The organism is Plantactinospora sp. WMMC1484 (genome assembly GCF_049315195.1).
Lineage (GTDB): Bacteria > Actinomycetota > Actinomycetes > Mycobacteriales > Micromonosporaceae > Plantactinospora.
In genome coordinates this window covers 1,357,313-1,378,613 of the sequence record NZ_CP186055.1, presented here as the reverse complement: position 1 = coordinate 1,378,613, position 21,301 = coordinate 1,357,313, and the positions used below count along the sequence as shown (strand labels likewise).

At 70.5% G+C, this 21,301-nt stretch carries 24 protein-coding genes; 11 read left to right on the top strand and 13 right to left on the bottom strand.

Annotated features, from left to right (window positions below; all coding sequences use genetic code 11):
* Nucleotides 1-668: 668 nt before the first annotated feature.
* The 8 genes from ACN28C_RS06065 to ACN28C_RS06030 form a co-directional block, all read right to left on the bottom strand.
* The gene (locus ACN28C_RS06065; RefSeq protein WP_422772581.1) at nt 669-1,616 is read right to left on the bottom strand and encodes a DUF1963 domain-containing protein; all 948 of its coding nucleotides are present in this window, start codon (nt 1,614-1,616) and stop codon (nt 669-671) included.
* Nucleotides 1,617-1,814: 198 nt separating this feature from the next.
* On the bottom strand, nt 1,815-2,444 hold the full coding sequence (locus tag ACN28C_RS06060) for a hypothetical protein (RefSeq protein ID WP_422772580.1): 630 nt from the start codon (nt 2,442-2,444) through the stop codon (nt 1,815-1,817).
* Nucleotides 2,444-3,751: a hypothetical protein gene (locus tag ACN28C_RS06055; RefSeq protein ID WP_422772579.1), complete on the bottom strand. Its 1,308-nt coding sequence runs from the start codon at nt 3,749-3,751 to the stop codon at nt 2,444-2,446. The genes ACN28C_RS06060 and ACN28C_RS06055 overlap by 1 nt, the downstream gene beginning before the upstream one ends.
* The gene (locus ACN28C_RS06050; RefSeq protein ID WP_422772578.1) at nt 3,748-4,497 is read right to left on the bottom strand and encodes an ABC transporter ATP-binding protein; all 750 of its coding nucleotides are present in this window, start codon (nt 4,495-4,497) and stop codon (nt 3,748-3,750) included. The genes ACN28C_RS06055 and ACN28C_RS06050 overlap by 4 nt, the downstream gene beginning before the upstream one ends.
* 40 nt (nt 4,498-4,537) lie before the next feature.
* A complete protein-coding gene (locus ACN28C_RS06045; protein WP_422772577.1) occupies nt 4,538-4,915 on the bottom strand; it encodes a hypothetical protein in 378 nt (125 codons plus the stop codon).
* Nucleotides 4,916-4,944: 29 nt separating this feature from the next.
* Complete coding sequence (locus ACN28C_RS06040) at nt 4,945-6,039, bottom strand: IS630 family transposase (protein WP_422771706.1); 1,095 nt, start codon at nt 6,037-6,039, stop codon at nt 4,945-4,947.
* A gap of 830 nt (nt 6,040-6,869) precedes the next feature.
* Nucleotides 6,870-7,070, bottom strand: coding sequence for a DUF397 domain-containing protein (locus tag ACN28C_RS06035; RefSeq protein WP_422772576.1), 201 nt, complete (start codon nt 7,068-7,070; stop codon nt 6,870-6,872).
* A complete protein-coding gene (locus tag ACN28C_RS06030; protein ID WP_422772575.1) occupies nt 7,063-7,839 on the bottom strand; it encodes a helix-turn-helix domain-containing protein in 777 nt (258 codons plus the stop codon). The genes ACN28C_RS06035 and ACN28C_RS06030 overlap by 8 nt, the downstream gene beginning before the upstream one ends.
* Nucleotides 7,840-8,281: 442 nt before the next feature.
* On the opposite strand from ACN28C_RS06030, the gene ACN28C_RS06025 reads away from it, so the two are divergent.
* Both ACN28C_RS06025 and ACN28C_RS06020 read left to right on the top strand, forming a co-directional pair.
* Entirely contained in the window at nt 8,282-8,428 is a 147-nt protein-coding gene (locus ACN28C_RS06025) for a hypothetical protein (RefSeq protein ID WP_422772574.1), read from the top strand.
* A 3-nt stretch (nt 8,429-8,431) separates the two neighbouring features.
* Nucleotides 8,432-8,746, top strand: a complete 315-nt coding sequence (locus ACN28C_RS06020) for a hypothetical protein (protein WP_422772573.1) — start codon at nt 8,432-8,434, stop codon at nt 8,744-8,746.
* Nucleotides 8,747-8,818: 72 nt separating this feature from the next.
* Here the strand turns inward: ACN28C_RS06020 and ACN28C_RS06015 are convergent, their stop codons facing one another.
* Nucleotides 8,819-10,048, bottom strand: coding sequence for an arginine deiminase (locus ACN28C_RS06015; RefSeq protein ID WP_422772572.1), 1,230 nt, complete (start codon nt 10,046-10,048; stop codon nt 8,819-8,821).
* Nucleotides 10,049-10,212: 164 nt separating this feature from the next.
* Here ACN28C_RS06015 and ACN28C_RS06010 point away from each other — a divergent pair, with 164 nt between their 5' ends.
* The 4 genes from ACN28C_RS06010 to pheA all read left to right on the top strand — a co-directional run bounded on the left by ACN28C_RS06010 (nt 10,213) and on the right by pheA (nt 13,300).
* Nucleotides 10,213-10,950 (top strand): hypothetical protein, encoded by a 738-nt coding sequence (locus ACN28C_RS06010; protein ID WP_422772571.1) that lies wholly within the window; start codon nt 10,213-10,215, stop codon nt 10,948-10,950.
* Between the two features lie 177 nt (nt 10,951-11,127).
* Entirely contained in the window at nt 11,128-11,622 is a 495-nt protein-coding gene (locus ACN28C_RS06005; RefSeq protein ID WP_422772570.1) for a hypothetical protein, read from the top strand.
* Between the two features lie 129 nt (nt 11,623-11,751).
* Entirely contained in the window at nt 11,752-12,333 is a 582-nt protein-coding gene (locus tag ACN28C_RS06000) for a hypothetical protein (RefSeq protein ID WP_422772569.1), read from the top strand.
* A gap of 10 nt (nt 12,334-12,343) precedes the next feature.
* A complete protein-coding gene (gene pheA / locus ACN28C_RS05995) occupies nt 12,344-13,300 on the top strand; it encodes a prephenate dehydratase (protein WP_422772568.1) in 957 nt (318 codons plus the stop codon).
* 133 nt (nt 13,301-13,433) lie between these two features.
* Here pheA and ACN28C_RS05990 read toward each other — a convergent pair whose 3' ends face one another.
* The 3 genes from ACN28C_RS05990 to ACN28C_RS05980 all read right to left on the bottom strand — a co-directional run bounded on the left by ACN28C_RS05990 (nt 13,434) and on the right by ACN28C_RS05980 (nt 15,181).
* Nucleotides 13,434-14,162, bottom strand: coding sequence for an AIM24 family protein (locus ACN28C_RS05990; RefSeq protein ID WP_422772567.1), 729 nt, complete (start codon nt 14,160-14,162; stop codon nt 13,434-13,436).
* Between the two features lie 103 nt (nt 14,163-14,265).
* On the bottom strand, nt 14,266-14,607 hold the full coding sequence (locus tag ACN28C_RS05985; RefSeq protein WP_422774544.1) for a metallopeptidase family protein: 342 nt from the start codon (nt 14,605-14,607) through the stop codon (nt 14,266-14,268).
* 142 nt (nt 14,608-14,749) lie between these two features.
* Nucleotides 14,750-15,181: an OsmC family protein gene (locus ACN28C_RS05980; RefSeq protein WP_422772566.1), complete on the bottom strand. Its 432-nt coding sequence runs from the start codon at nt 15,179-15,181 to the stop codon at nt 14,750-14,752.
* Between the two features lie 150 nt (nt 15,182-15,331).
* Here ACN28C_RS05980 and ACN28C_RS05975 point away from each other — a divergent pair, with 150 nt between their 5' ends.
* The 4 genes from ACN28C_RS05975 (at nt 15,332) to ACN28C_RS05960 (ending at nt 19,377) form a co-directional block, all read left to right on the top strand.
* On the top strand, nt 15,332-16,165 hold the full coding sequence (locus ACN28C_RS05975; protein WP_422772565.1) for a hypothetical protein: 834 nt from the start codon (nt 15,332-15,334) through the stop codon (nt 16,163-16,165).
* A 91-nt stretch (nt 16,166-16,256) separates the two neighbouring features.
* Nucleotides 16,257-17,513, top strand: coding sequence for a serine--tRNA ligase (serS, locus tag ACN28C_RS05970; RefSeq protein ID WP_422772564.1), 1,257 nt, complete (start codon nt 16,257-16,259; stop codon nt 17,511-17,513).
* 152 nt (nt 17,514-17,665) lie between these two features.
* Nucleotides 17,666-18,487 (top strand): HAD family hydrolase, encoded by an 822-nt coding sequence (locus tag ACN28C_RS05965; protein WP_422772563.1) that lies wholly within the window; start codon nt 17,666-17,668, stop codon nt 18,485-18,487.
* Nucleotides 18,487-19,377, top strand: a complete 891-nt coding sequence (locus ACN28C_RS05960) for an HAD family hydrolase (protein ID WP_422772562.1) — start codon at nt 18,487-18,489, stop codon at nt 19,375-19,377. The genes ACN28C_RS05965 and ACN28C_RS05960 overlap by 1 nt, the downstream gene beginning before the upstream one ends.
* A gap of 121 nt (nt 19,378-19,498) precedes the next feature.
* On the opposite strand, the gene ACN28C_RS05955 is transcribed toward ACN28C_RS05960, so the two are convergent.
* Nucleotides 19,499-20,104, bottom strand: coding sequence for a bacterial proteasome activator family protein (locus ACN28C_RS05955; protein ID WP_422772561.1), 606 nt, complete (start codon nt 20,102-20,104; stop codon nt 19,499-19,501).
* A 326-nt stretch (nt 20,105-20,430) separates the two neighbouring features.
* Between ACN28C_RS05955 and ACN28C_RS05950 the strand changes: the two genes are divergently transcribed.
* The gene (locus ACN28C_RS05950; RefSeq protein WP_422772560.1) at nt 20,431-21,258 is read left to right on the top strand and encodes an alpha/beta hydrolase family protein; all 828 of its coding nucleotides are present in this window, start codon (nt 20,431-20,433) and stop codon (nt 21,256-21,258) included.
* Nucleotides 21,259-21,301 lie beyond the last annotated feature (43 nt).

Below are 21,301 nucleotides of genomic sequence, written 5' to 3'. Positions count from 1 at the left end.
GCCAGAGCGGAGCAGATTCGCCGGCTCTGTAGGGCGAGAAGTCAGGAGGGAGACCCCCGTGTCGGTCCGGGGGTCTCCGCCTACCTGACACCGGCCGGTTGGCCTGGACGACCTATTCCGTGAAGATCGACACTGGCACGACGCGATCAAAACGTCCGGCCGGCGGGTCTGCGCGTCTGACCCGACTTGGGCCACGGTTGGCTGATCTCCGGGCTGGTAGGACTGTGACCTGGGGTGTTGGGTCAGATGGCACGCACTAACGGGCGGTTCTGTCGGCGTAGGCGCAGGGGATGAAGACGGTTCCCGGGTGAGGGCGGCACAGGGCGCGAGCTGCCTGCGGCGGAGATTTTCATAATCTTGGTAACCTGCGGTTCGCGGCGAACCACAAGTTACCGAGAATCTTGAGGGCTGTTCCAGATTGTGGGCGCTGCGAGGTGGTCAGGGGGCGGTGGAGGTTCAGCGTCCGGGCAGCGACACGAGTTCAGTCACGTTCGAAGACGCGTTGCAGGCCCGCCGGCCCGCACGCCGTCCACGGCACGCACCAAATGGCCCAAGCCGGGAGAGCGGAGCAGGTTCGTCGGCTCTGTAGGGCGAGAAGTCAGGAGGGAGACCCCGTATCGGTCCGGGGGTCTCCGCCTACCTGACACCGGCCGGTTGGCCTGAACGACCTATTCCGTGAAGATCGACACTGGCACGACGCGATCAAAACGTCCGGCCGCCAGGTCTGCGCGTCTGATGTGGTAGCGCGCCTTGACGAAATCAGAATTTGGACCCGGAAGGGAGAATTCGGCCAGCAGCGCGAAATCGCGGCGGACGGTTCTCAACAACTCGGCTTCCGACATCGTGTTGCCCGGATCCAACCCGGCCTCGTGGGAAACGTCGTACTCCGTGGGGTCCTGTTCCCGCGTTGAGTAACCGCCTATGTAGAGAGCGCTCGGCATTTCCCCGTTATATCTGTCAGGTGGCGAGTCCCACAGGTCATCGCTGATGTCGATCAGTTCGGCGTAACGAGGTACCCGCAGGACGAAATCCCGCTGCAAGTCGTAGTCCTCATGGGCCTCGGCGAGAAGGGCGTCGCCTTCGAGATCTCTGTATCGGTAACTGAAGGCTTCCCAGTTGGGCAGGTCGAGGAACACGGCCGCGTACAGCGGCGTGGGCTCGATCACGACCATTCCCTGGGCGCCCTCGTAGCCCTCGTCCGGTTCGATGACGGGGACGGCCGGCGGTTCGGCCGCCGGGTCGGTCTCGACGTGCATAACCGCGGTGAGGTCCTTCTCCGGCTCTTCATACAGTGTATAGACGTCAAGGTTGGAGAAGAACAGCAGACTGCCGGTCGCGGGCAGGGTGACGTCGAGGTCGGCGGGGCGTGGCAACTTCGCGCACTCGATCTCCGCCAGGAATCGCAGCGGGATTCCTTCGGCATACTCGGTGTGCTGCACTGGCCAGGCCACCCCCGGCGGGAGCGGCGGCACGCCACCATACCGGCCAACCAACGGTCCGACGTGCTTCGGGGTCAGGCACAATGCGGTCCGCGCGAGGTCAAGGAACGCCTCCGTCTGTTCCGTAGGGATGCCGGCCTCGGCCGCCCTGCGACGGAGCGTTTCACGTTTGATCATGAGCGGATGGTTCACAGCCGGACAACCAGGAAGGCTTCGCGTCCGTCGACCTCGGCGACGTACGTCGCCTCTCTGCGGGTCGCGTGCTGGACCGCTCCCCTGGCCATGGCCCGCGACATCGGTCAATGCCGGGCCGGCAGCGAGCACGTGATGTCGGGCTTCGCGGGTTGTTCCTGGATCGCCTTCTGAGTGGGGAGGTCACGGGCGCTCAGGCCGGGGAATGCCTCGTAGCCACCACGTGAAAGCGAGGGTGAGGAGTGCCAAGGCGGTGGTCACCCAGTAGTTTGTGTGCCAGGAACGGCCAGTGGCGAAGTGGCCGGTGAGAACCGAGTCCGGCACCGCGTGCTGGGCGACCACGAAGCCGGCGAAGAGAGCCGGCGTGACCACGGCGGAAGCCAGCGGGCCGAGAGCCAGGCACAGCATGGCACCGACGCACGAGAACGCGACCACGTTGCCGATCAGCCCGTGCAGGGGTGGGAACTGCTCGTCGGGATGACGTGCGGTGATTGTCCAGTACCAGATCGGCAGGACGGCCAGGGGTGCGGCGAGCGCGGCCACGGAATAGGCCAGGTGCCCGAGCCGGGCCGACAGTCGGGCGGTGAGTTCACGGCCGTCGAACCGGGGGACGGTGATGGCGGGCAGAACGCTGGCCAGTGCGACCGCGACGATCTCCGGGGTGCCCACGCCCCGGGGTGGCAGGTCGAACACGACGCTCACCGAGAGGCTCAGCTCGGGAAACGACACCGTGAACAGCAGGGCGACGACGATGACGGTGGCCGCGAGTGGGCCACCACGGACCTGCCACAGCCCTGCAACGCGGCTTCGCATCACCTGAGTGCGGCGGAGAGACGGCACGACCTGATCAACTCCTGGTTGACCTGAACGAACGCGCCGAGTTGCTCGGCGCTCATGGCGGTCAACTCTCGCGCTTCCGGTGACGGTTCGGCGGGACCGAACGCGCCTGCCAGGTCTTCGAATCCGGCCAGTTGAAGAACTCGTGCGTAGAGCACGGTGGCGGTGTCGTAGTTCTTGGTGGCCTGGCCGGGCTGGAGGCAGCCGCCGAGCGTGATGGCCTCGCTCACCTGGAGGGCAACCTGGTCGGGAATGGTGGCGGCGAGAAATCTTCGGTCCCGAGGGCTCGGATCCAGGCTGACAAGTGCCTCTCCGGTGCCCGGGGTGTCGTGCTCGGACACGGCGACGTCCGTCACCTGGTGCAGCATCGGGGCGAGTCCGGCGGCCCGTAGCCGTGCCACGACCTCGACGGTGCCGGCCATGGCCGGTTGGTTCGCCACGTGCAGACACACCTCTGCGCCGTCGACCTGCTGGCAGACGCGTGGGACGGGGCGGTCCACCACGGTGAGCGCAGGGCGCCACACGAAGGCGATCGCGGTCAGCGCGCCCAGCACCGCCAGCCACGTGAGAGTGGGCCGGCCCTGCCGGCGGACCGATCCACGGGAGGCAGCCCACGACGCGAGAGAGGCGGCAAGCAGGCAGATGGCGATGGAGGCGACAAGGGCGAAGACGGCGGTCGCCGGGTTCGTCTCGAACCTGGGTGAGCTGGGGGTCCACTGGCGCACCGGCAGCAGGAGCCCGATCGGCATGAATATCGGCTCGTGTGGCAGACCCATCACCGCGAAGGCCAGCAGCGCGACCGCGGGAGCGATCACCCAGTGCCGGACGGCGGCACCGACGCAGAATCCGATGACCGCCAGCGTGGTCACACCGGCCAGACCGACGACCACGTCCTGGATGGCCAACGCACCGGCGGTCGCCTGCCGCGCCGCAGCGAGGTGAATCGGGACCAATCCGAGAGCATGTCCCAGGCAGAGCCACACTGCCAGGGCAAGCCCGTGGACGAGGAACAGGCCGCTGTCCACCCTCGGCCGCAGTGCCGCGGCCACCGGAGACGCCCTGGGGAAGTACGTCGCTCCGAGCGCGGCGGCCACGCCGGTCAGCAACGATCCGGGGATCCAGAGCGACTCGTGCCACGAGGTGGCGACGGTCGACCAGGTGACGTAGTCGGAGCCCAACACGTCCCTCGTGGCCAGGAACGAGCCGATCGCCAGGAGAGCGCCTGCGGCCGGGAAGACCCACAGCGGTCCGGGCCAGCCGAACAGAAGTCGCAGGCGATTCATTCGGAACCGCCGAGGGAGACGATCAGATCGTCGTAGGCGCGCTCGAACGGTGAGCCGGGGCGACCGTCACCGGACGTCTCGGGCATGCTCAGCTCCGAGATTGGGCCCTGGTACTGGATTCTCCCGTGGACCAGCACGCCGACCGAGTCGGCGAGGTGCTCGACATCCTCGGTCAGGTGGGTCGACAGCACCACCGGCCGCTCCGTGGCGAACTGCTTGATCACCTGCCGCACCTTGAGTCGCTGCCCCGGGTCGAGACCGACGGTGGGCTCGTCCAGGATGAGAATGCGCGGATCGTGCACGATGCCGGTGGCCAGCGCGACTCGTTGACGCTGCCCGCCGCTGAGAGTGCGGATCCGCCGAGTGGCCAGGTCCAGAGCCTGCATCCTGTCCAGGGCTGCCTCGACCGCCGCGTCCGTCCGCGCCGCCTCCATCCCGCTCAGCCAGGCCGCGTAGGCGACGAGGTCGCGAACCTTCGCCAAACCCGGGAGCGACGGATTCTGCGGCACGTATCCGAGCGCCTTCTGAGCTGCCCTACCGTCGCTGACGTCCCGGCCGCCGATGATCACCTGACCACTGCCGGGCCGTGCCAGGCCCACCATGCACTTGATCAACGTGGTCTTCCCCGACCCGTTCGGGCCCAGCAGGGCGGTCACCCCGGGACCGATCGTCCAGGAGGCGCCGGCCAGCGCCCGACGCCTCCCGTACGAGAATGACAGGTTTCGAACCTCGACGATCCCGGTCACTCGAACCTCTTGCCGTGTAGTAGTGAGACTCGCAACGAGGTCAGCAGCGCGTGGCACGCGACGACGCCGCCGACGCTCCAGTGCTCGACTTGAAATCAGAGTAGTAGCTACCACGGCCATTGCCGCAGGACCCGTCGACCGTCTTGGTGCCCCAACCACCACCAGAGATCGAACCTACAGTGTCGTCAGGCCAGTTGTTCCGGTCCTCCCTGACACGACCCTCGCCGTCGACCGTATTCGAACAGCCTTCACGTCCCACGACTGCGTCGTTGTTCGAATTCGGCACGTCGGCCCGCAGGGTACACGCCAGCGCCGAGGAGGAGTCAGCCATCGCCACCCCAGCCGCCACGCCGACCAAGCTGAAAGCCGCAACACCGGTCATCAACGCCTGTGAAATTTTTCGCATGAAAATCTCCAATTTCGCTAGTGTCGCGTAATTGAGGTCGTTTACTTGTCGTTGTTGGTGAGGAGTTTGCGGACCTCGGTATGGACCCAGCGGACCTTGGCCAGGATCTCGCTGGGGGTCGCGGTCCAGACGAACGGTTTCGCGTCGATGTTCCACGCGGTGACGTAGTCGTTGATCGCCCTGGTCAGGCGGGTGACTGAGGTGAAGGTGCCGCGCCGGATCGCCTGCCGGGTGATGATCCCGAACCAGATCTCGATCATGTTCAACCACGATGAGCCGGTGGGGGTGAAGTGGAAGACGATCCGAGGGTTGGCGGCGAGCCAGGCTTTCACCTCGTCAGTGGCGTGGGTGGACAGGTTGTCCACGACCACGTGCAGTTCGCGGTCGGGGTAGGCGGCGGCGACGGTCTTCATGAAGGTCAGGAACTCACTGCCGCGTCGTTTCGGGAAGCAGCGGGCGGTGACCTGGCCGGTGGCGGCGTCGAGGGCGGCGAAGAGATTCGTGGTGCCGTGCCGGACGTAGTCGTGGGTGCGTTTCTCAGTGCGGTCGAAGTCGATCGGCAGCAGCGGCTGCGTCCGGTCCAACGCTTGGACCTGTGTCTTCTCATCGACGCAGAGGACGACCGCTCCGTCGGGTGGGTTCAGGTACAGGCCGACGATGTCGACGACCTTGTCGGCGAACGCCGGATCCCGGGAGAGCTTGAAGGTGCCGGACCGGTGCGGGGCAAGTCCATGCTGGCGCCACAGGTCGGCGATGAAGTTGTGCGACACCGTAATGCTCTCGTGTCTGGCCAGGTAGTTCGCCAGTTCCCGGCTCGACCAGTGCGTCAGCCCAGTCACCGCCGGTGGCGTCATCCGGGTCAGGGCGAGGATCCGCGCCCGCACCGAGCCGGGAACCTCGGCAGGCTTACCCGGCCGGGGCCGATCGGCAAGACCCGCCACGCCACGAGCGTGGTAGCGGCGTACCCAGGTGTTCACCGTCGGACGCGACACCCCCGCCAAGGCCGCGACCTCCTCCGCGCTGTGGCCCTCGTCGCGCCACAACACCATCCGCGCCCGCCCCGCCACCACCGCGTCCACCCGCCGGTCACCGACCAGACTGGACAGCTCAGCCCGCTGCTGCTGCGTCAACGCCACGAGCCAGAGTCAATCACCACGAAGTAACACCAAGGCACGTAAAAGATCTCAATTACGTGACACTAGACTCTGCAGCGCCACAAGGATCGGAAGTATTGGTGTAATGACCGCGCCCTCCAAGGAATGCGGTATTGGCGGTAACAGCGTTGGCCCTGTGTGCAGGGCGGAGAGCGTGCGATGGCGGACCACCTCCTGAATTTGAGCACACACCGTCACTGTTTTGGGCGGCGCAATTGGTAATGCCCGAGCATCCACTCCACCCGCGGCGGGACCGCACCTCGTGATGATGGCTGGGATAATGCAGTACCGGCAGGTCGACCCTTAACACCCCCGTGACAAGATCGATAAGCGTAGTCGCCATGACAGTCTTAATCTATCTGCCGCAGACTTCGTCACCGTGCCACACCCAAGGACGTTAGTCAATGCCGCACTGATCCCGTTTAGCTGGCCCGACTCGCACGCGGGGACGTCGAAGCGATCCGCTCCGGACACGACTGCACCTCGACCAAATGTGATCAACAGCCGAATCGCCGGGCTGCATCCCAACCATCATCGGAAAGCCGATCCCTCCTGCTGGAGGCCGTCGCCGGACGCATGCCTAAGCGGTCACCGGCAGCACCCTGCCAGGGCGCCTGACAGGTTTGTCGATGATCGACTGGTGGTAAGCGGGATCTGATCATCAACGCGAGCGATATCGATTTCCGGGGAGAAGTACCTCCCCATGCTCGCGGCCATCGTGTCCCCTTCATATGTTGAATGCGATGGCAGTGCCGGAACGCACAGCGGCCCCCGGCGACGAGCCGAGGGCCACTTTCGCTGTGTTAGGGCGGTCAGCCGATCCGACCGCTCCGCTTCGCCAGGGCAACGAACGCCTGCCAGCCCGCCGGGCCGAAGCTCAGCGTGCCACCGTCGCGGTCCTTGCTGTCCCGAACCAGGACCCGGCCGGGCAGGTTGTCGGCCACCTCGACGCACGCACCCTGGTTAGAGCTACTACGGGTGCTCTTTCGCCACCGTGGTGTCACGTCAGTCATCGTCGTTCATCGCTCTCTGCAGAAGCTCTCTGGACGGCTGCACCGGTAGGGCCAGCCCGCTGACAATCTCCCACGATATTTCCAACTGGTCCAGATCTCCCCCGTCCGTCACCACGCGGCCTTGAAGCTGGTCGTCCACATAGCCGGCCCGGCGGCTAGCCGGGAGCGTGGCCAGCACAAAGGCTCCGGCCAAACCGGCATGCAGACCGGCGGACCGGGGGACCACGAGCACCTGCACCGTTGGGCGTTGACTCATGTCCAACAGGTGCTTCACCTGCTCGTGCCGCACCTCCGGCGGACCGGCGAGCAGTGCGAACTCGCCGATGATGACGGACAGCCTCGGGGGCGAGGGACGGTCCACCGTGGCGGCCTGCCGGTCCCGCCGGACCTGGATGCCTCGGTCGACCACCTCGTCCGACAGCCAGCCGCCGCGCAGTACGGCGCGGGCGTACTCCTCGGTCTGGAGCAGGCCCGGCAGGAGGAGCGGTTCCCACCAGCGGAGCAGGGTGGCGCGTTCCTCGTGCTCCGTCCACGGGCGCAGCCAGGGTGGTCGGGCGTCCTTCTTGGCCGAGACGGCGGCCTCCTGGATCTCCTCCTCGGTGCCGAAGAACTCGTCCAACGCGGCGGCCGTTTCGGGGCGGGGGATGAACCGGCCCTGCTCGATCCCGGCGATCAGCGACGCGCTCACCTTGATCGCCCGGCCGAGTTGCGCCTGCGTCATGCGGCGCGCGACCCGGTGCCTTCTGAGAACTTCCCGCAATTCATTCATGTACTACTCCGATGTGCAGAGGGGGATGCAATAGACATCTATATTGCTGTCTGCACATCTTCCGCTACTACAGGTCAGAAGTCCACGGTGGAGGGCAAGCGCCCCGCCGGCCCCCGTGACCTTCCACCCGGTGGTGCGCCCACGGGGGCGGTGCCGGTCTCCGGACCGGCGCCGTCCCCGTCCCATCTCGCCGACGGAAGGCAGCGGAGACATGAGACTTGCTCGAAAGATCAGGCCCCGGCATCGACCCGCGTGGTGGCGCTTGTGGCGGTACTGCCGATGTGGTCACCGGTGGCGCTGCCCGGACTCGTCGGTTCTGGTGCCGGCGCCCTATCGACCACCGGCCCTGTGCACGTCGGTCGAGCCGCCCGGAACAGGACCGACCGGGCCAACCGGACTGACCGGGATGCCGGACGTCCCGCCTCCGCCGCAGCGACCCCGGGTGACCAACCATCGACCCGCCTGGGACGCACCGACCCGCTCCCAACTGGCCAACGGCCGCGCGGGCGACCTCACCCCCGCGCAGGAACACCGCGCCCAGCAGCACCGCGCCCAGCAGCACCGCGCCTGGCGCGGCGTGCGGGTGTGACCGGTGATCGGGCCGCAGGTCCGGTGGGAGCGGTTCGCGGCACGACGCCGCAGGCGCGAGCAGGAACGGGAGCGGGAACGGGAGCGGGAGGCGACCGCCGGGCACACCCCGACCCGGAGCTACGACTGCTGCGAGTGTGAGCATCCCTGGCCGTGCCCGCAGGCCCGGCTGGCCCTGCTCCTCGGCTTCGCGGGCGACCGGGTGGGACTGCTGATGTATCTCGGCGCCCACCTCGCCCGTGCGCTGCACCAGCTTCCCGACACGCACCCCGCGCTCATCGTCAGCCAGCTCATGCACTGGCTGCCGCGCCGCCGCTGACCCGCCTCATCACCCGAGCGACCCGCCCCGGTCCGCCGCCTTCCCCTCGGCGGCCGGGGCGGGTCCGTGCCGTCAGCCGGACGCCGGACCGCCCGCCGCCGGGCGCAGCGGCTCGCGGACGAGGGGGCAGGACATGCAGCGCGGGCCGCCCCGGCCCGAGCCGAGTTCGGACCCGGCGATCCGGATCACCTCAATGCCGGCCCGTTCGAGCTGCGCGTTGGTCTCGACGTTCCGCTCGTACGCGACGCAGAGGCGGGGGGCGAGCGCCAGGGTGTTGTTGCCGTCGTCCCACTGCTCGCGCTCGGCGGTCACCGGGTCGAGACCGGTGTCGATCACCCGCAGCGTGTCGAGGTCCATCGCGTCCGCCGCCGCGCGCAGGAACGGCGCCGGCCCGTCGAGCTGGATTCCGCCGTCGTCGCCGGCCACCACGGTGTAAGCCGAGAGCGTGTCCGCGATGTTCGGATACATCAGTACCGCGTCGACGTCGACCATCGTGCAGACCGTGTCCAGGTGCATGGTGGCGCGCTCCTGGGCGATCGGCACCACCAGGATGGTGTGGGCCAGTCCGGCGTCGAAGACCCGGCGGGCCAGCCGCTCCGCCCCGGCCGGAGTGGTCCGCTCGCCGACCCCGACGGCGAGCACCCCCGGGGCGAGCAGCAGCACGTCCCCGCCCTCCAGATGCTCCAGCCCGGGCCCGTAGACGAAGGGCGTACCGGCGAACCGGGGATGGTGCCGGTAGATCGCGTCGGTCAGGCTCGTCTCCCTGCCCCGGGCCGGCATGGCGAGGCTGGTCACGGCGGCGTGGTCGCCGATCCAGACCGACGAGTCACGGGTGAAGAGCAGGTTCGGCAGCGGGTCGATCACGAAGTCGAGCCGGTCCATCAGCCGGTAGACCAGGCCGCCGCCGCGCCCGCCGAGCCGCAGTTCCTCGTGGGCGAGACCGGCGATCAGCACCCCGGCCAGGGCGGCCGGATCGAGGTACGAGAGGTGTTCGGCGACCCGGCGCCGCAGTGTGTCGCCGAGTCGGGCGTCGTCGAGGACCCGTTCGGTCAGTTCGGCCCGCGCGTCGGCGACGGCGAGCGTCTCGGCGAGTAGGGTTCCGATGTAGAGCACCTCGACGCCGCGCTCGGTCAGGGCGGCGGCGAAGGCGTCGTGTTCCTCCTGTGCCCGGCCGACCCAGGGGATCGCGTCGAAGAGCAGCGAGCCGTTGTTCCGGGGCGTGAGTCGGGCGAGTTCAGGTCCGGGACGATGCAGAAGAACAGTGCCAAGTCGGCCGACCTCGCTGTCCACGAAATGGCTCATCAGGGCAGCGTAGGCCAGGAGTTGGCACCATCCGAGAAAAACGGCTTCGGATGAATGGGGCATTCATCCGTACTCACTCCGGCGCTTCAACTTGCCGCCCCCCGGGTCTGGCCACGTACCGTAGTGAGGAGATAACTTCGAGGGACCTTTTGCCGGAGGTCACGATGACTGTCTTCTCTGCACGCTCAGCGGTTCCGTCCGCCCGGGCCCTCCCACCCGCGCCGGTCAACCAACCCCCCACCCTGGACGCCGTCCGTCCCACCCCGATGGAGTGGGCCCGGCGGCGCCGCGCCGAGCGGGACGCCCGCCGGATCGAGGCGGCCGGAGCGCGGGCGTTGAGCCGGCTCGACCATCTCGGCCCGTCGTGGCACGTGGTCGAGTGGCCCCGCACCGAGTTGACCCAGTCCAGCCTGCTCGACCTGGACTACCGGTCCCGGGACGAGCGCGCGGGCTTCCTCGCGATCGGCCCCAGCGGCCTCTTCGCGGTCACCGTGGCCGACCACGGCCGGTCCCGGGTCCTGATCGCCGGGGATGTCGTGCAGATCAACGGCAAGCGCCCGGCGTACGTGTCGGAGGCGCGCCGGGACGCGAAGCGGGCCGCCAAGGCGCTCTCCAACGCCGTCGGCCTGACGATCCCGGTCACTCCGGTGCTGACCTTCGTCGGCTCCGGCGTGATCAGCGTCTACGGACTGCCCAAGGAGTGCCTGGTGGCGACCCACCGGGAGCTCGACCGGCTGCTCGTCGCAGGTGGCAACCGGATCAGCGCCGCCACCGCGGAGAAGCTGTCCCGGGTCGCCCAGTCCCCTGCCACCTGGTTGAACGCGCCGTACCGCTCGGCGGCGGACTACCGGTGGTACGAGGAGGGCCGAACGGCGGCTGACAAGCCCGCCGGACGCCGGTAGCGTTCCCGCCGACGCCACCCGTCGGGCGGCGCCCGACCGCCGCCCGGGGGCGTGGCGGATGGGCCGCCGGGGCGGGGGGCTGGGGACGGCCCCGACCGGCCGGTGGATCACGGGAGTCGCGGCTCCCCGCATCCACCGGCTAGCGTGGGGCGTGCGGTGCGGCATTTAGGAGGCGCGGTGGCCCACGTCGAACTCTCGATCTCGGAGGCGTTTCCGACGCCGGGGGCCTCGTCGCTGCAACACGGGCCGACCGGTTTCGACAACGCCGACGGATCCGGTGGTGTCGACGGTTTCACCCGCTGGTCTGAGACCGTGTCGACGGCCGCCGAGCCGTGCCTGCTGATCGACCGGGACACCGTGATCTCAGCCGTTTCGTCCTCCTGCTGCCAACTGCTCGGCCTCGGCAGCCCGATCAGTGTGCTGGGCCGGCCGCTGCTCGGCAGCGACCTGCGGCTGCTCGACTTCACCGCCGCGCGGGGCGACCTGACCGAGCAGGACGTCGAGAGAATTCCGCCGCTGCTCGCCCTGCACTCGGGTCGGCTGGCCCGAGGGCTGCTCCGGGTGCGCTGCCCCGACGACGAGCACGCGGACGCCACGGTCGACGCGATCTCCACCCCCGTCCTCACCGACGGTCTGGTCGCCGGTTCTCTCACCTTCTTCTCCGAGGTGTGACGGCCCTCGTCTCCGAGGTGTGCCGGGGCTTCCCGACCTGAAGCCCGGTCGATCATCCCGACGCCCTACCATGGGCGGGCCATCCGCCGCACCACCCACGGCAGCCGTCTATGCCCTGAGGATCCGGCCGTGCTCCGTCTTCCGTCGCCCCTCCCCGCCACCAGCGGCTCCCACGCCACCAACGGCTCCCACGCCACCAGCGGCTCCCACGCCGTCCGCGCCCTGCTCGGCTGCCTGGCCCTGGCCGGCTGCCTCGCCGTGACGGCCTGCGGGGTGCCGCCCGAGCTCGAGGACCCACCGGCCACCCCCACCCGGGCGGCACCCACCCCGACGGTCACCGCCAGCGGGCCACCCTCCTCCGTCCCGACGCTCCCGCCGTCGCCGACGCCGAGCCCCACCGCGCTGGTCTCCTGTCCGGGCGGCCGGCCCAGCCAGGACCAGGTGACCGCGTTGCTCCGCCGCTCCGCGAACCTGCCCCGCTCCGGCCGGGTAACCTTCCAGACCGGGCCGCTCTGCGTCGAGGACTGGCAGTACAGCGTCGTGACGATGGCCGGCCGGGAGCCGTTGCAGGCGGTGACCAGGGGCCGGCCCGGCAACCTCCGCCTGGTCACCGCCGGCACCGACGTCTGCAACATCCCGGTCCGCACCGAGGCACCGCCCGCGCTCCGGTCGAGGGCGTGTGACGCGCCTCCGCCGGTCACCGGTTTGTAGGCTGTACGGTATGCCCGGAACGCCGCCGACCCGCTTCGTCTACCTGGGGCCCGAGGGGACCTTCGCCGAGCAGGCGCTGCGGACTATTCCCGCCGCCGAGCGCGGCACCCGTACCCCGGCCCGCAGCGTGCCGGAGGCGCTGGACGCGGTCCGGGCCGGCGATGCCGATGCCGCGCTGGTCCCCCTGGAGAATTCCATCGGCGGCGCCGTGGCGGTGACCCTGGACGAGATGGTCGACGGCGAGCCTCTGGTGATCACGCGCGAGGTGGTGCTGCCGGTCGAGTTCGTGCTCGCCGCCCCGCCGGGCCGGAGCATCGCCGAGGTGCGGACCGTGGCCGCCCATCCGCAGGCGTCGACCCAGTGCCGGGGCTGGCTCCGCGACCACCTGCCCGACGCGGCCGTGGTGGACGTGCTCTCCAACGCCGCCGCGGCGTCCGCCGCAGCCGAGGGGCAGCAGGACGCCGCGGTCTGCGCGCCGATCAGCGCCGGCCGGCACCGGCTGACCGTACTGGCGGACAAGATCGCCGACCACGACGATGCGGTGACCCGGTTCGTGCTGCTCGGCCGGCCGGGTCCGCCGCCGCCCCGGACCGGCGACGACCTGACCTCGCTCGCCGTCTACATCGCGCACGACCGGGTCGGCGCGCTGCTCTCCGTGCTGATGGAGCTGGCGGTACGCGGGGTCAACCTGACCCGCATCGAGTCACGCCCCACCGGCGAGGCGCTCGGCCGGTACGCCTTCTTTCTCGACTGCACCGGGCACGTCGCCGACGACCGGGTCGGTGAGGCGCTCCAGGGACTGCGCAGGATCTGTGCCGACGTGCGCTTCCTGGGGTCGTACCCGAGGCACCGCAGCAGCACGACGGCGGCCGAACAGCCGGTCCCGGCGCCGGCCGGGCTCTCCGATGTCGACTACGCCGACGCCGCCGCCTGGCTGGTCCGGCTCCGCGCCGGCGAACTCTCCTGATTCCGGCCGCCGCTCCTGACCTCTCACCACTGCGGCTGATTTCTGGCCGCGACGCCGGTACGGCTGGTTCTGAACCGGACCCCTCGGACGCGGAGCCGGGAGGCGCCCCACGACGCCTCCGGCTCCGGTCGTGTCAGTCCAGCAGTTGGTTGAGCAGCCCGCCGCCGCCGCTCTGCTCCTGCCGGCCCGCCCCCTGGATCGGCGGCTCCTCCGACGGCTGCACGATCACGAAGCCCTGGCCGGCGAAGCTCATCGTGAACGCCTCACCGGTACGTCGGCCGAGCAGGGTGCCGAGGCCGAGTTGCTCGGCCCGGTGGTAGCCGGTCTGCAGACTCGCCGACCAGGCGACCGCCGCCTGCGGGTCGACGTAGGTCGGCGCGTCGACGTTGAGCACCACCGGGGTGCCCTTGGTGGTGATCGCGATCCGGCCGTGGCCGGAGAAGACGCAGTTGAACAGGCCGGACGAGGACATCATCCCGGCGCCGCCGACCACCTTGATGTCGTAGTTGAGGGTGGAGTCGAAGGCGAGCACGCTGGAGCCGTTGATCGACAGCGCGTCGCCCGGCTCCAGGTCGATGAGATGCACGTCGGCGGCGTAGTCGGCGAGGAAGACGTCACCCCGACCGCTGACCTTCATCAGCGGGACGCCCTCGCCGGTCAGCTTCTGCTTGAGAAACTTGCCGAGCCCGCCCGAGCCGAGCGCCTGGAACTGCACCTGCCCCTGGTACGCGACCATGGAGCCGACCCGGGCCATCGCCTCGCCGTTGAGTTCGATCTTCAGCATCTTGGAGTTCTGCAGCCGCATGCCGGGCTGGTGGGACTCCTTTTCCAGGTTCTCTGCCGAAAAGAGCGCGCTGCGCATGGTTTCCTCCTGACGGGTGGATGATCGAGGGTAGGCAACCTACGCAACCGGTCGCTCCCTTTCCGCCGGTCAGGGCCGTGATCAAGCCGGCGACCCGGCCGGCTCAGCCCCAGCCGAGGTCGTGCAGCCGGTCGTCGTCGATGCCGAAGTGGTGGGCGATCTCGTGCACCACCGTGACCGCGATCTCTTCGACGACGTCGTCCTCGGTGTCGCAGATCCGCAGGATCGGCCGGCGGTAGATGAGGATCCGGTCGGGCAGCACCCCGGCGTAGTCCCAGCCCCGACTGGTCAGCGCGTGGCCCTCGTAGAGGCCGAGCAGTTCGGGACCGTCCTCCGGCGACTCGTCCTCGACCAGGATCACCACGTTGCTCATCAGGTTGAGCAGTTCCTCCGGCACCTCGTCGAGGGCCTCGGCGACCAACTCCTCGAAGCGCTCGCGGCTCATCTCGACCGGCACCGCCCAATTGTGCCGCACCGGACGCGCCGTGCCACCGCCCCCGCCGGGGACCGCGGTGGTCAGGGCCGGTGGCGTACCGGGAGTTGCCGTGACCACCGCGACCGGTGGAAGGTGGGAGATTCCGCCCGGATCAGGCGGAAAGGCGGGCGTTCAGCGAGATCTCGGCCCCCGGCGAGAGCAGACGGGAGATCGGGCAGTTCGCCTTGGCGGCCTCGGCCAGCTTGTGGAACTCGGCCTCGTCGATCCCGGGTACGTCGCCGACCGTGTCGAGGTCGATCCGGGTCACCGTCATGCCGGCGTCGGTCTTGTCGAGATGCACCGACGCGGTGGTCTCGACCGAGGTCGGTGTGAAGCCGGCGTCGGCGAGAGCCTTGGAGAAGGCCATCGAGAAGCAGCCGGCGTGCGCCGCGCCGATCAGCTCCTCCGGGTTGGTGCCCTCGCCCTCCTCGAAGCGGGACTTGAACGAGTAGTTCCCCTGCAACCCGCCCTTGCCGGTGCGGATGTCGCCGGAACCTTCGGTGAGATTGCCCTGCCAGCGGGCGGATGCGGTGCGGATAGGCATGGTGACGACGCTAGCCGATAGCTACCGGTGGCGCGACGACCCGCCCAGGATGCGGGGCACCCCGGCCGGCGCCGGTGGCGCATGGCGGCGGACCGCTCAGGGGCGCTGTGCCATCATCGATCCAGGAGCCCGCCGTGGAAGGGATCAACGATGCCCGACGACGTCTCCATCCCCCGGCAGGACGGATCCGTCCCCCGCCAGGACGGAGCGCCTCGCGCGGCGGATCCGGCGGGGCCGGCGGGCCGGGGCGACGGCGGAGAGACCACACCGGAGGGTGCCAGCATCGTCTCGTGGGGCGGGCGTGCCCGTACCGGCCGGCGGGGCGGAGCACTGCTCTCCCGGCTCGGCCGGGACGCCCGGCTGGTGCCGGTGATCGGCGCCGCCGGCGCGGCGGCGGTCTTCGCCTCCCTGCTCGGGGACTGGGCGGTCACCACCATGCCGGCCGAGAACGTTCCGTCCGAGACTCCCATCACCCTGGGCAGCGGCGTGGCGGACATGTCGGCGTTCGGCACGGCGTACCTGGTCGGGGTCTTCGGGGTGGTCGGCTGTCTGGCGCTGGTCTTCTTCGGCTCGCCCGGCGTACGCCACAACGCGCGGGTCGCCGGCCTGGCCGGAGCCGGCGTGACCCTCGGCGTCCTGCTCGCCACCACCGGCACCCTGGACACCCTCGGCGACCGCTGGCAGGTGTACGGGGAACTGGAGGGGATGACCATCGAGTACGGCCAGGGCCTCGTCCTGGCGTACGTCGGCACCGGCGGGCTCGGGCTCGCCCTGCTGCTCGCCGGCCGTTTCGTCCGGCGGCCCGCCGCCGAGGCCGCACCGGGCGCCGGGCCGGAGGTGCCGGCCGGGCCGGCGCCGGAGGAGTCCGACTGGCCGTGGCGGCGGCCCGGGTCGGCCCACGCGGCGCAGCAGCCCGAGGACGACGAAGGCCTGCCGCCGCCGATCGACCTGACCGTGACCCCCACCAAGCCCTTCACCCGCTGAGCCGTGTCTCGGATCACGCCGAGCCGCACCGACCCCGCCGAGCCGTATCTCGATACACCCGTCCGGGTGCGCACCGGTAGGCTCGGTTCCCGTGATTGACCTGCGTCTGCTCCGCGACGATCCGGATACCGTCCGTGCCAGCCAGCGCGCCCGCGGCGAGTCCGAGTCCGTGGTCGACGACCTGCTCCGGGCCGACGAGGAGCGGCGGGCGGCGGTCGGACGCTTCGAGGCGTTGCGGGCCGAGCAGAAGCAGCTCGGCAAGCGGATGCCCAAGGCCGACCCGGCGGAGAAGGCCGACCTGCTCGCCCGGACCAAGGAGCTCTCCGCCGAGGTGAAGGCGGCCGAGGCGGCGGTCGGCGCGACCGAGGCGGCGCTGCGCCGGGCGCAGTACGCGATCCCCAACGTGGTCGAGCAGGGCGCCCCGCCCGGCGGCGAGGCCGACTTCGTGGTGCTCCGCGAGGTCGGCACCCGGCCCGCGATCGAGAACCCGCGCGACCACCTGGAGCTGGGCGAGGCGCTGCGGGCGATCGACGTCGAGCGCGGCGCGAAGACCTCCGGCAGCCGCTTCTACTACCTGACCGGGGTCGGCGCGCTGCTACAGCTCGGCCTGCTGCAGCTCGCCGTCGCCCAGGCCGTGGAACACGGCTTCATCCCGACCATCACCCCGTCGCTGGTCAAGCCGGAGGCGATGGAGGGCACCGGCTTCCTCGGCGCGCACGCCAGCGAGGTCTACCGGCTGGAGGCCGACGATCTGTTCCTGGTCGGCACCAGCGAGGTGCCGCTGGCGGCGTACCACTCGGGGGAGATCCTGGACCTGGCCGAGCCGGTCCGGTACGCCGGCTGGTCGTCCTGCTACCGCCGCGAGGCCGGGTCGTACGGCCGGGACACCCGGGGCATCATCCGGGTGCACCAGTTCGACAAGGTCGAGATGTTCTCCTACTGCCGCCCCGAGGAGGCGCACGCCGAACACCTCCGGCTGCTGGCCTGGGAGGAGGAGATGCTGGCCAAGGTCGAGCTGCCGTACCGGGTGATCGACGTGGCAGCCGGCGACCTGGGCAGCAGCGCGGCCCGTAAGTACGACTGCGAGGCGTGGGTGCCGTCGCAGGGCCGCTACCGGGAGGTGACCTCGACCTCCAACTGCACCACCTTCCAGGCGCGACGGCTGAACGTGCGATACCGGGACGAACAGGGCAGGCCGCAGGCGGCTGCCACCCTGAACGGCACCCTGGCCACCACGCGCTGGCTGGTGCCGATCCTGGAGAACCACCAGCAACCGGACGGCTCGGTACGGGTCCCCAAAGCCCTCCAGCCGTACGTCGGCGGTCGGGACGTGCTCGAACCGAAGTGATCTCCCTGACGGCGAAGAGCATTCACACAAAAGTCATGGAGCGACCGCGGTAGGTGAGATACGGTTGCTGCCCCGTCACCGCCGGCAGACCCAGGCAACAGCAGGGTCCAGCGGTTGACCAGCCCGGCGGGTCGCGGGGTGGAGGAGGAGCCATGCCCCGACCCGGGTTGCCGAAGCTGATCGCCACCGACCTCGACGGCACGCTGGTGCGCACCGACGAGACCGTCTCCGCGTACACCCACGAGGTGCTGGACCGGGTCCGGGCCGCCGGCATCCCGGTGGTCGGCGCCACCGGGCGCGGGCCGCGGCTCGCCGAACTCACCCGCAACGACATCCGGGCCGCCGACTTCCTGGTGATGGCGGGCGGTGGCCGGGTGGTCGACCAGACCGACCCGGCCGGTCCGATGATCCTCCGGGACGAACGGCTGCCCGGCACGACCCTCGCCAACCTGCTCCACGCCCTGGAAGCCGAGGTCGGGCCGCTGACCGTGATGGTGGAGGCACTGGACGCCCCGGACGCCCCTCTCTGGGGTGATTTCGACGCCACCTGGCCCTACCAGGACCGGTTCGAGGCACGGCCCCGGCTCGACTGCCTGACCGGCGACGTGATCAAGGCGTTCGCCCGGACGCCCGACCACGACGTGGACACGCTGCTCGACACGGCCCGCCGGATCGTGCCGGCGGAGCAGGCGTCGATCACCCAGGCCGGTCTCGGTTTCATCGAGATCTGCCCGCCGGGGGTGGACAAGGCGAGCGGGCTCGCCGTGGTGGCCCAGACGCTCGGCGTCGACCCGGCCGAGGTGCTGGTCTTCGGGGACATGCCCAACGACCTGCCGATGTTCGAGTGGGCGGGCTGGGGCCGGGTGGCGGTCTCCAACGCCCACCCGACCGTACGCCGGGCCGCCGACGAGGTGACACTGCGCAACGACGACGACGGGGTGGCGGTCTACCTCGATCGACTACTCTCGCGTTGATGGGACGACGACTACCCCGGCTGGTGGCCACCGATCTCGACGGCACGCTGCTGCGCGCGGACAAGACGATCAGCCCGCGTACGGTCGAGGCGCTGTCGCGGATCGCCGCCGAGGGTGCGGACGTCGTCCTGGTCACCGGCCGGCCGATCCGCTGGCTCCAGCACGTCTACGACCAGCTCGCCGAGCCGCTGCCGACGATCTGCGCCAACGGCGCGGTGGTGTACGACCCGGTCACCGACCAGGTGCTCCGGGCCGACCCACTCGCTCCCGACCTCCTCGCCGAGGTGGTCCAGCGGCTCCGGGCCGAGGTGCCCGAGGTGAGTTTCGCGGTGGAGATCACCGACGGCCGGGAGTTCCGGCACGAGCTGGCCTATCCGCTGAACTGGGAACACGGCTACCCCAACATCCGCAGCCTGGAGAGCGCCACGGACCTGCACGCGGTCCCGGCGGTGAAGCTGCTCGCCCGGGCCGCCGGCCAGGATCCGGACGCCTTCGTGAAGGTGGTGGCCGGGGCGCTGGCCGGGCTGGCCGAGGCGACCCACTCGTCGTACAGCGGGCTGATCGAGATCTCGGCGGGCGGGGTGACCAAGGCGGCCGGGCTGGCCTGGTACTGCGCCCGGCACGGGGTGGACCCGGCCGACGTGGTCGCCTTCGGGGACATGCCAAACGACGTGCCGATGCTCACCTGGGCCGGCCGGTCGGTGGCGGTGGCCAACGCCCACCGGGCCGTACTGGAGATCGCCGACGAGGTCACGGCGGTCAACGAGGAAGACGGCGTCGCGGCGTACCTGGAACGGCTGCTCGACTCCGACCGACCGGACGCCACAGCCGGCCCGGACCCGACAGCCGGCCCGGACGCCCACGCAGGCGAGCGGACCGGCTCGGCCTGACCGGCCGGTCCGTGCGGCCGGCGAGTCCCGGCCGGCAGACCCCGACCGGTGGCCCCGGGTCCGGTGGCCCCGGGTCCGGTGGCCGCACGGTCCGGCGGCCGACGTCGACCGGTGGGCGGGCTTACAGGTACTGGCCGGGGCCGGGGCCTTCGCCCGGCTGCCCGGGGGTGCTGCCCGGCATGCCCGGAAGGGTGCCCCCGGGGCCCATCGGCAGGGCCGGGCGCCCGCCGGACCGCATCTGCTCCAGCTGCATCCGGGCCGCCATCTGCTGAGCGACCAGCGCCGCCTGGATGCCGTGGAACAGCCCTTCCAGCCAACCGACCAGTTGGGCCTGGGCGATCCTCAGCTCGGCCTCGCTCGGCGCGGCGCCCTCGCCGAACGGCAGGGAGAGCCGCTCCAGCTCCTCCCGCAGCTCCGGAGCGAGCCCGTCCTCCAGCTCGACGATCGACCGCTGGTGTATCTCGCGCAGCCGGTGCCGGCTGGCGTCGTCCAGCGGTGCGGCCTTGACCTCCTCCAACAGCTGTTTGATCATGCTGCCGATCCGCATCACCTTCGCCGGCTGCTCGATCAACCGCGACGGGTCCTCGCCGGGCGTCTCGCCGTCCGTCGGCACCGTGCCGACCGGGCGCCCGTCCGGGCCGACCACCAGCACGGCGCCACCGCCGGCACGGTTGCCCGCCGGGTTCGAGTCGTCGTTGTTCTCCTGGGCACGTGGCACGTCGGTCATCTCCCCATCTTCCCGCAACGCAATCACCGGCCGCTCGGCACCCACCCGGGGCCACCGCCTGCCGCTCCTACCCCGGGGGGCAGGAACGACACCGGCGCCGTACGGTCAGTGCCATGACCGAGCGCCGCCATGACGTGCGACCGGATGCAGCGGGCGACTCGGCCACGGTAGACGCCCCGGCTCCGGCCGGCCACCGGAACCCGTGCGGTGATCCGGAGGCGCCACGGGGTAATCCGCAGGCGTCACTCGGTGATCCGGATGCGCCACGCGCTGAATCGGATGCGCCACGCGCTGAATCGGACGGGCCGGCGCACGACCCGCGCGCGGTGCTCGACCGGCCGGCGCCGCCGCCCGACGCCGTACTGCGGTACGGCACCGACCCCGAGCACGTCGCCGACCTGCGTCGGCCCGCTCTGTCCGCCGGTCCGGCCCGACCCCTGGTGCTGGTCGTGCACGGCGGCTTCTGGCGGGCCGCTTTCGACCGCCGGCACACCGGGCCCCTCGCGGCCGACCTGGCCGGGCGCGGATATCCGGTGGTGCAACTGGAGTACCGCCGGACCGGGCAGCCGGGCGGGGGCTGGCCGGGCACCCTCGACGACGTCGCCGCCGGACTCGCCGCGCTGCCCGCGCTGGCCGAGGCCGCACTGCCGGCCGGCCGGACGGCCCCGGGCCCGCCGATCCTGCTCGGGCACTCCGCCGGTGGTCACCTCGCGATCTGGGCGGCGCGGCGTGCCCCGGCCCGGGTACGCGGGGTGCTCGCCCTCGCCCCCGTACTGGACCTCGCCGACGCCTACCGGCGCGACCTGGACGGCGGCGCGGTCGCCGCCCTGCTCGGCGGCGGTCCGGAGGACGTACCGGACCGGTACGCGACCGCCGACCCGATCCGCTCGGTCCCGCCCGGGACACGCACCTCGATCGTGCACGGGACCCTGGACCGGCAGGTGCCGGTGGAGCAGAGCCGCCGGTACGCGGCGACAGCGGCCGGTGGGCCCGGCACTGACCTGCGCTTTGTCGAGCTGCCGGAGTGCGAGCACTTTGCCGTGATAGATCCGCTGTCCCGCGCGTGGCCCGTGGTCCTGGCCGAGCTAGATTGGCTAGCTGGATCACCAGCTGGATCATCAGGCGGAATTGACGTGGCTTCGCCTTCCCGGTAGAACCCCGGGGGAGCTGCGATCTCCAACGCCGCCCCCGGGAGGA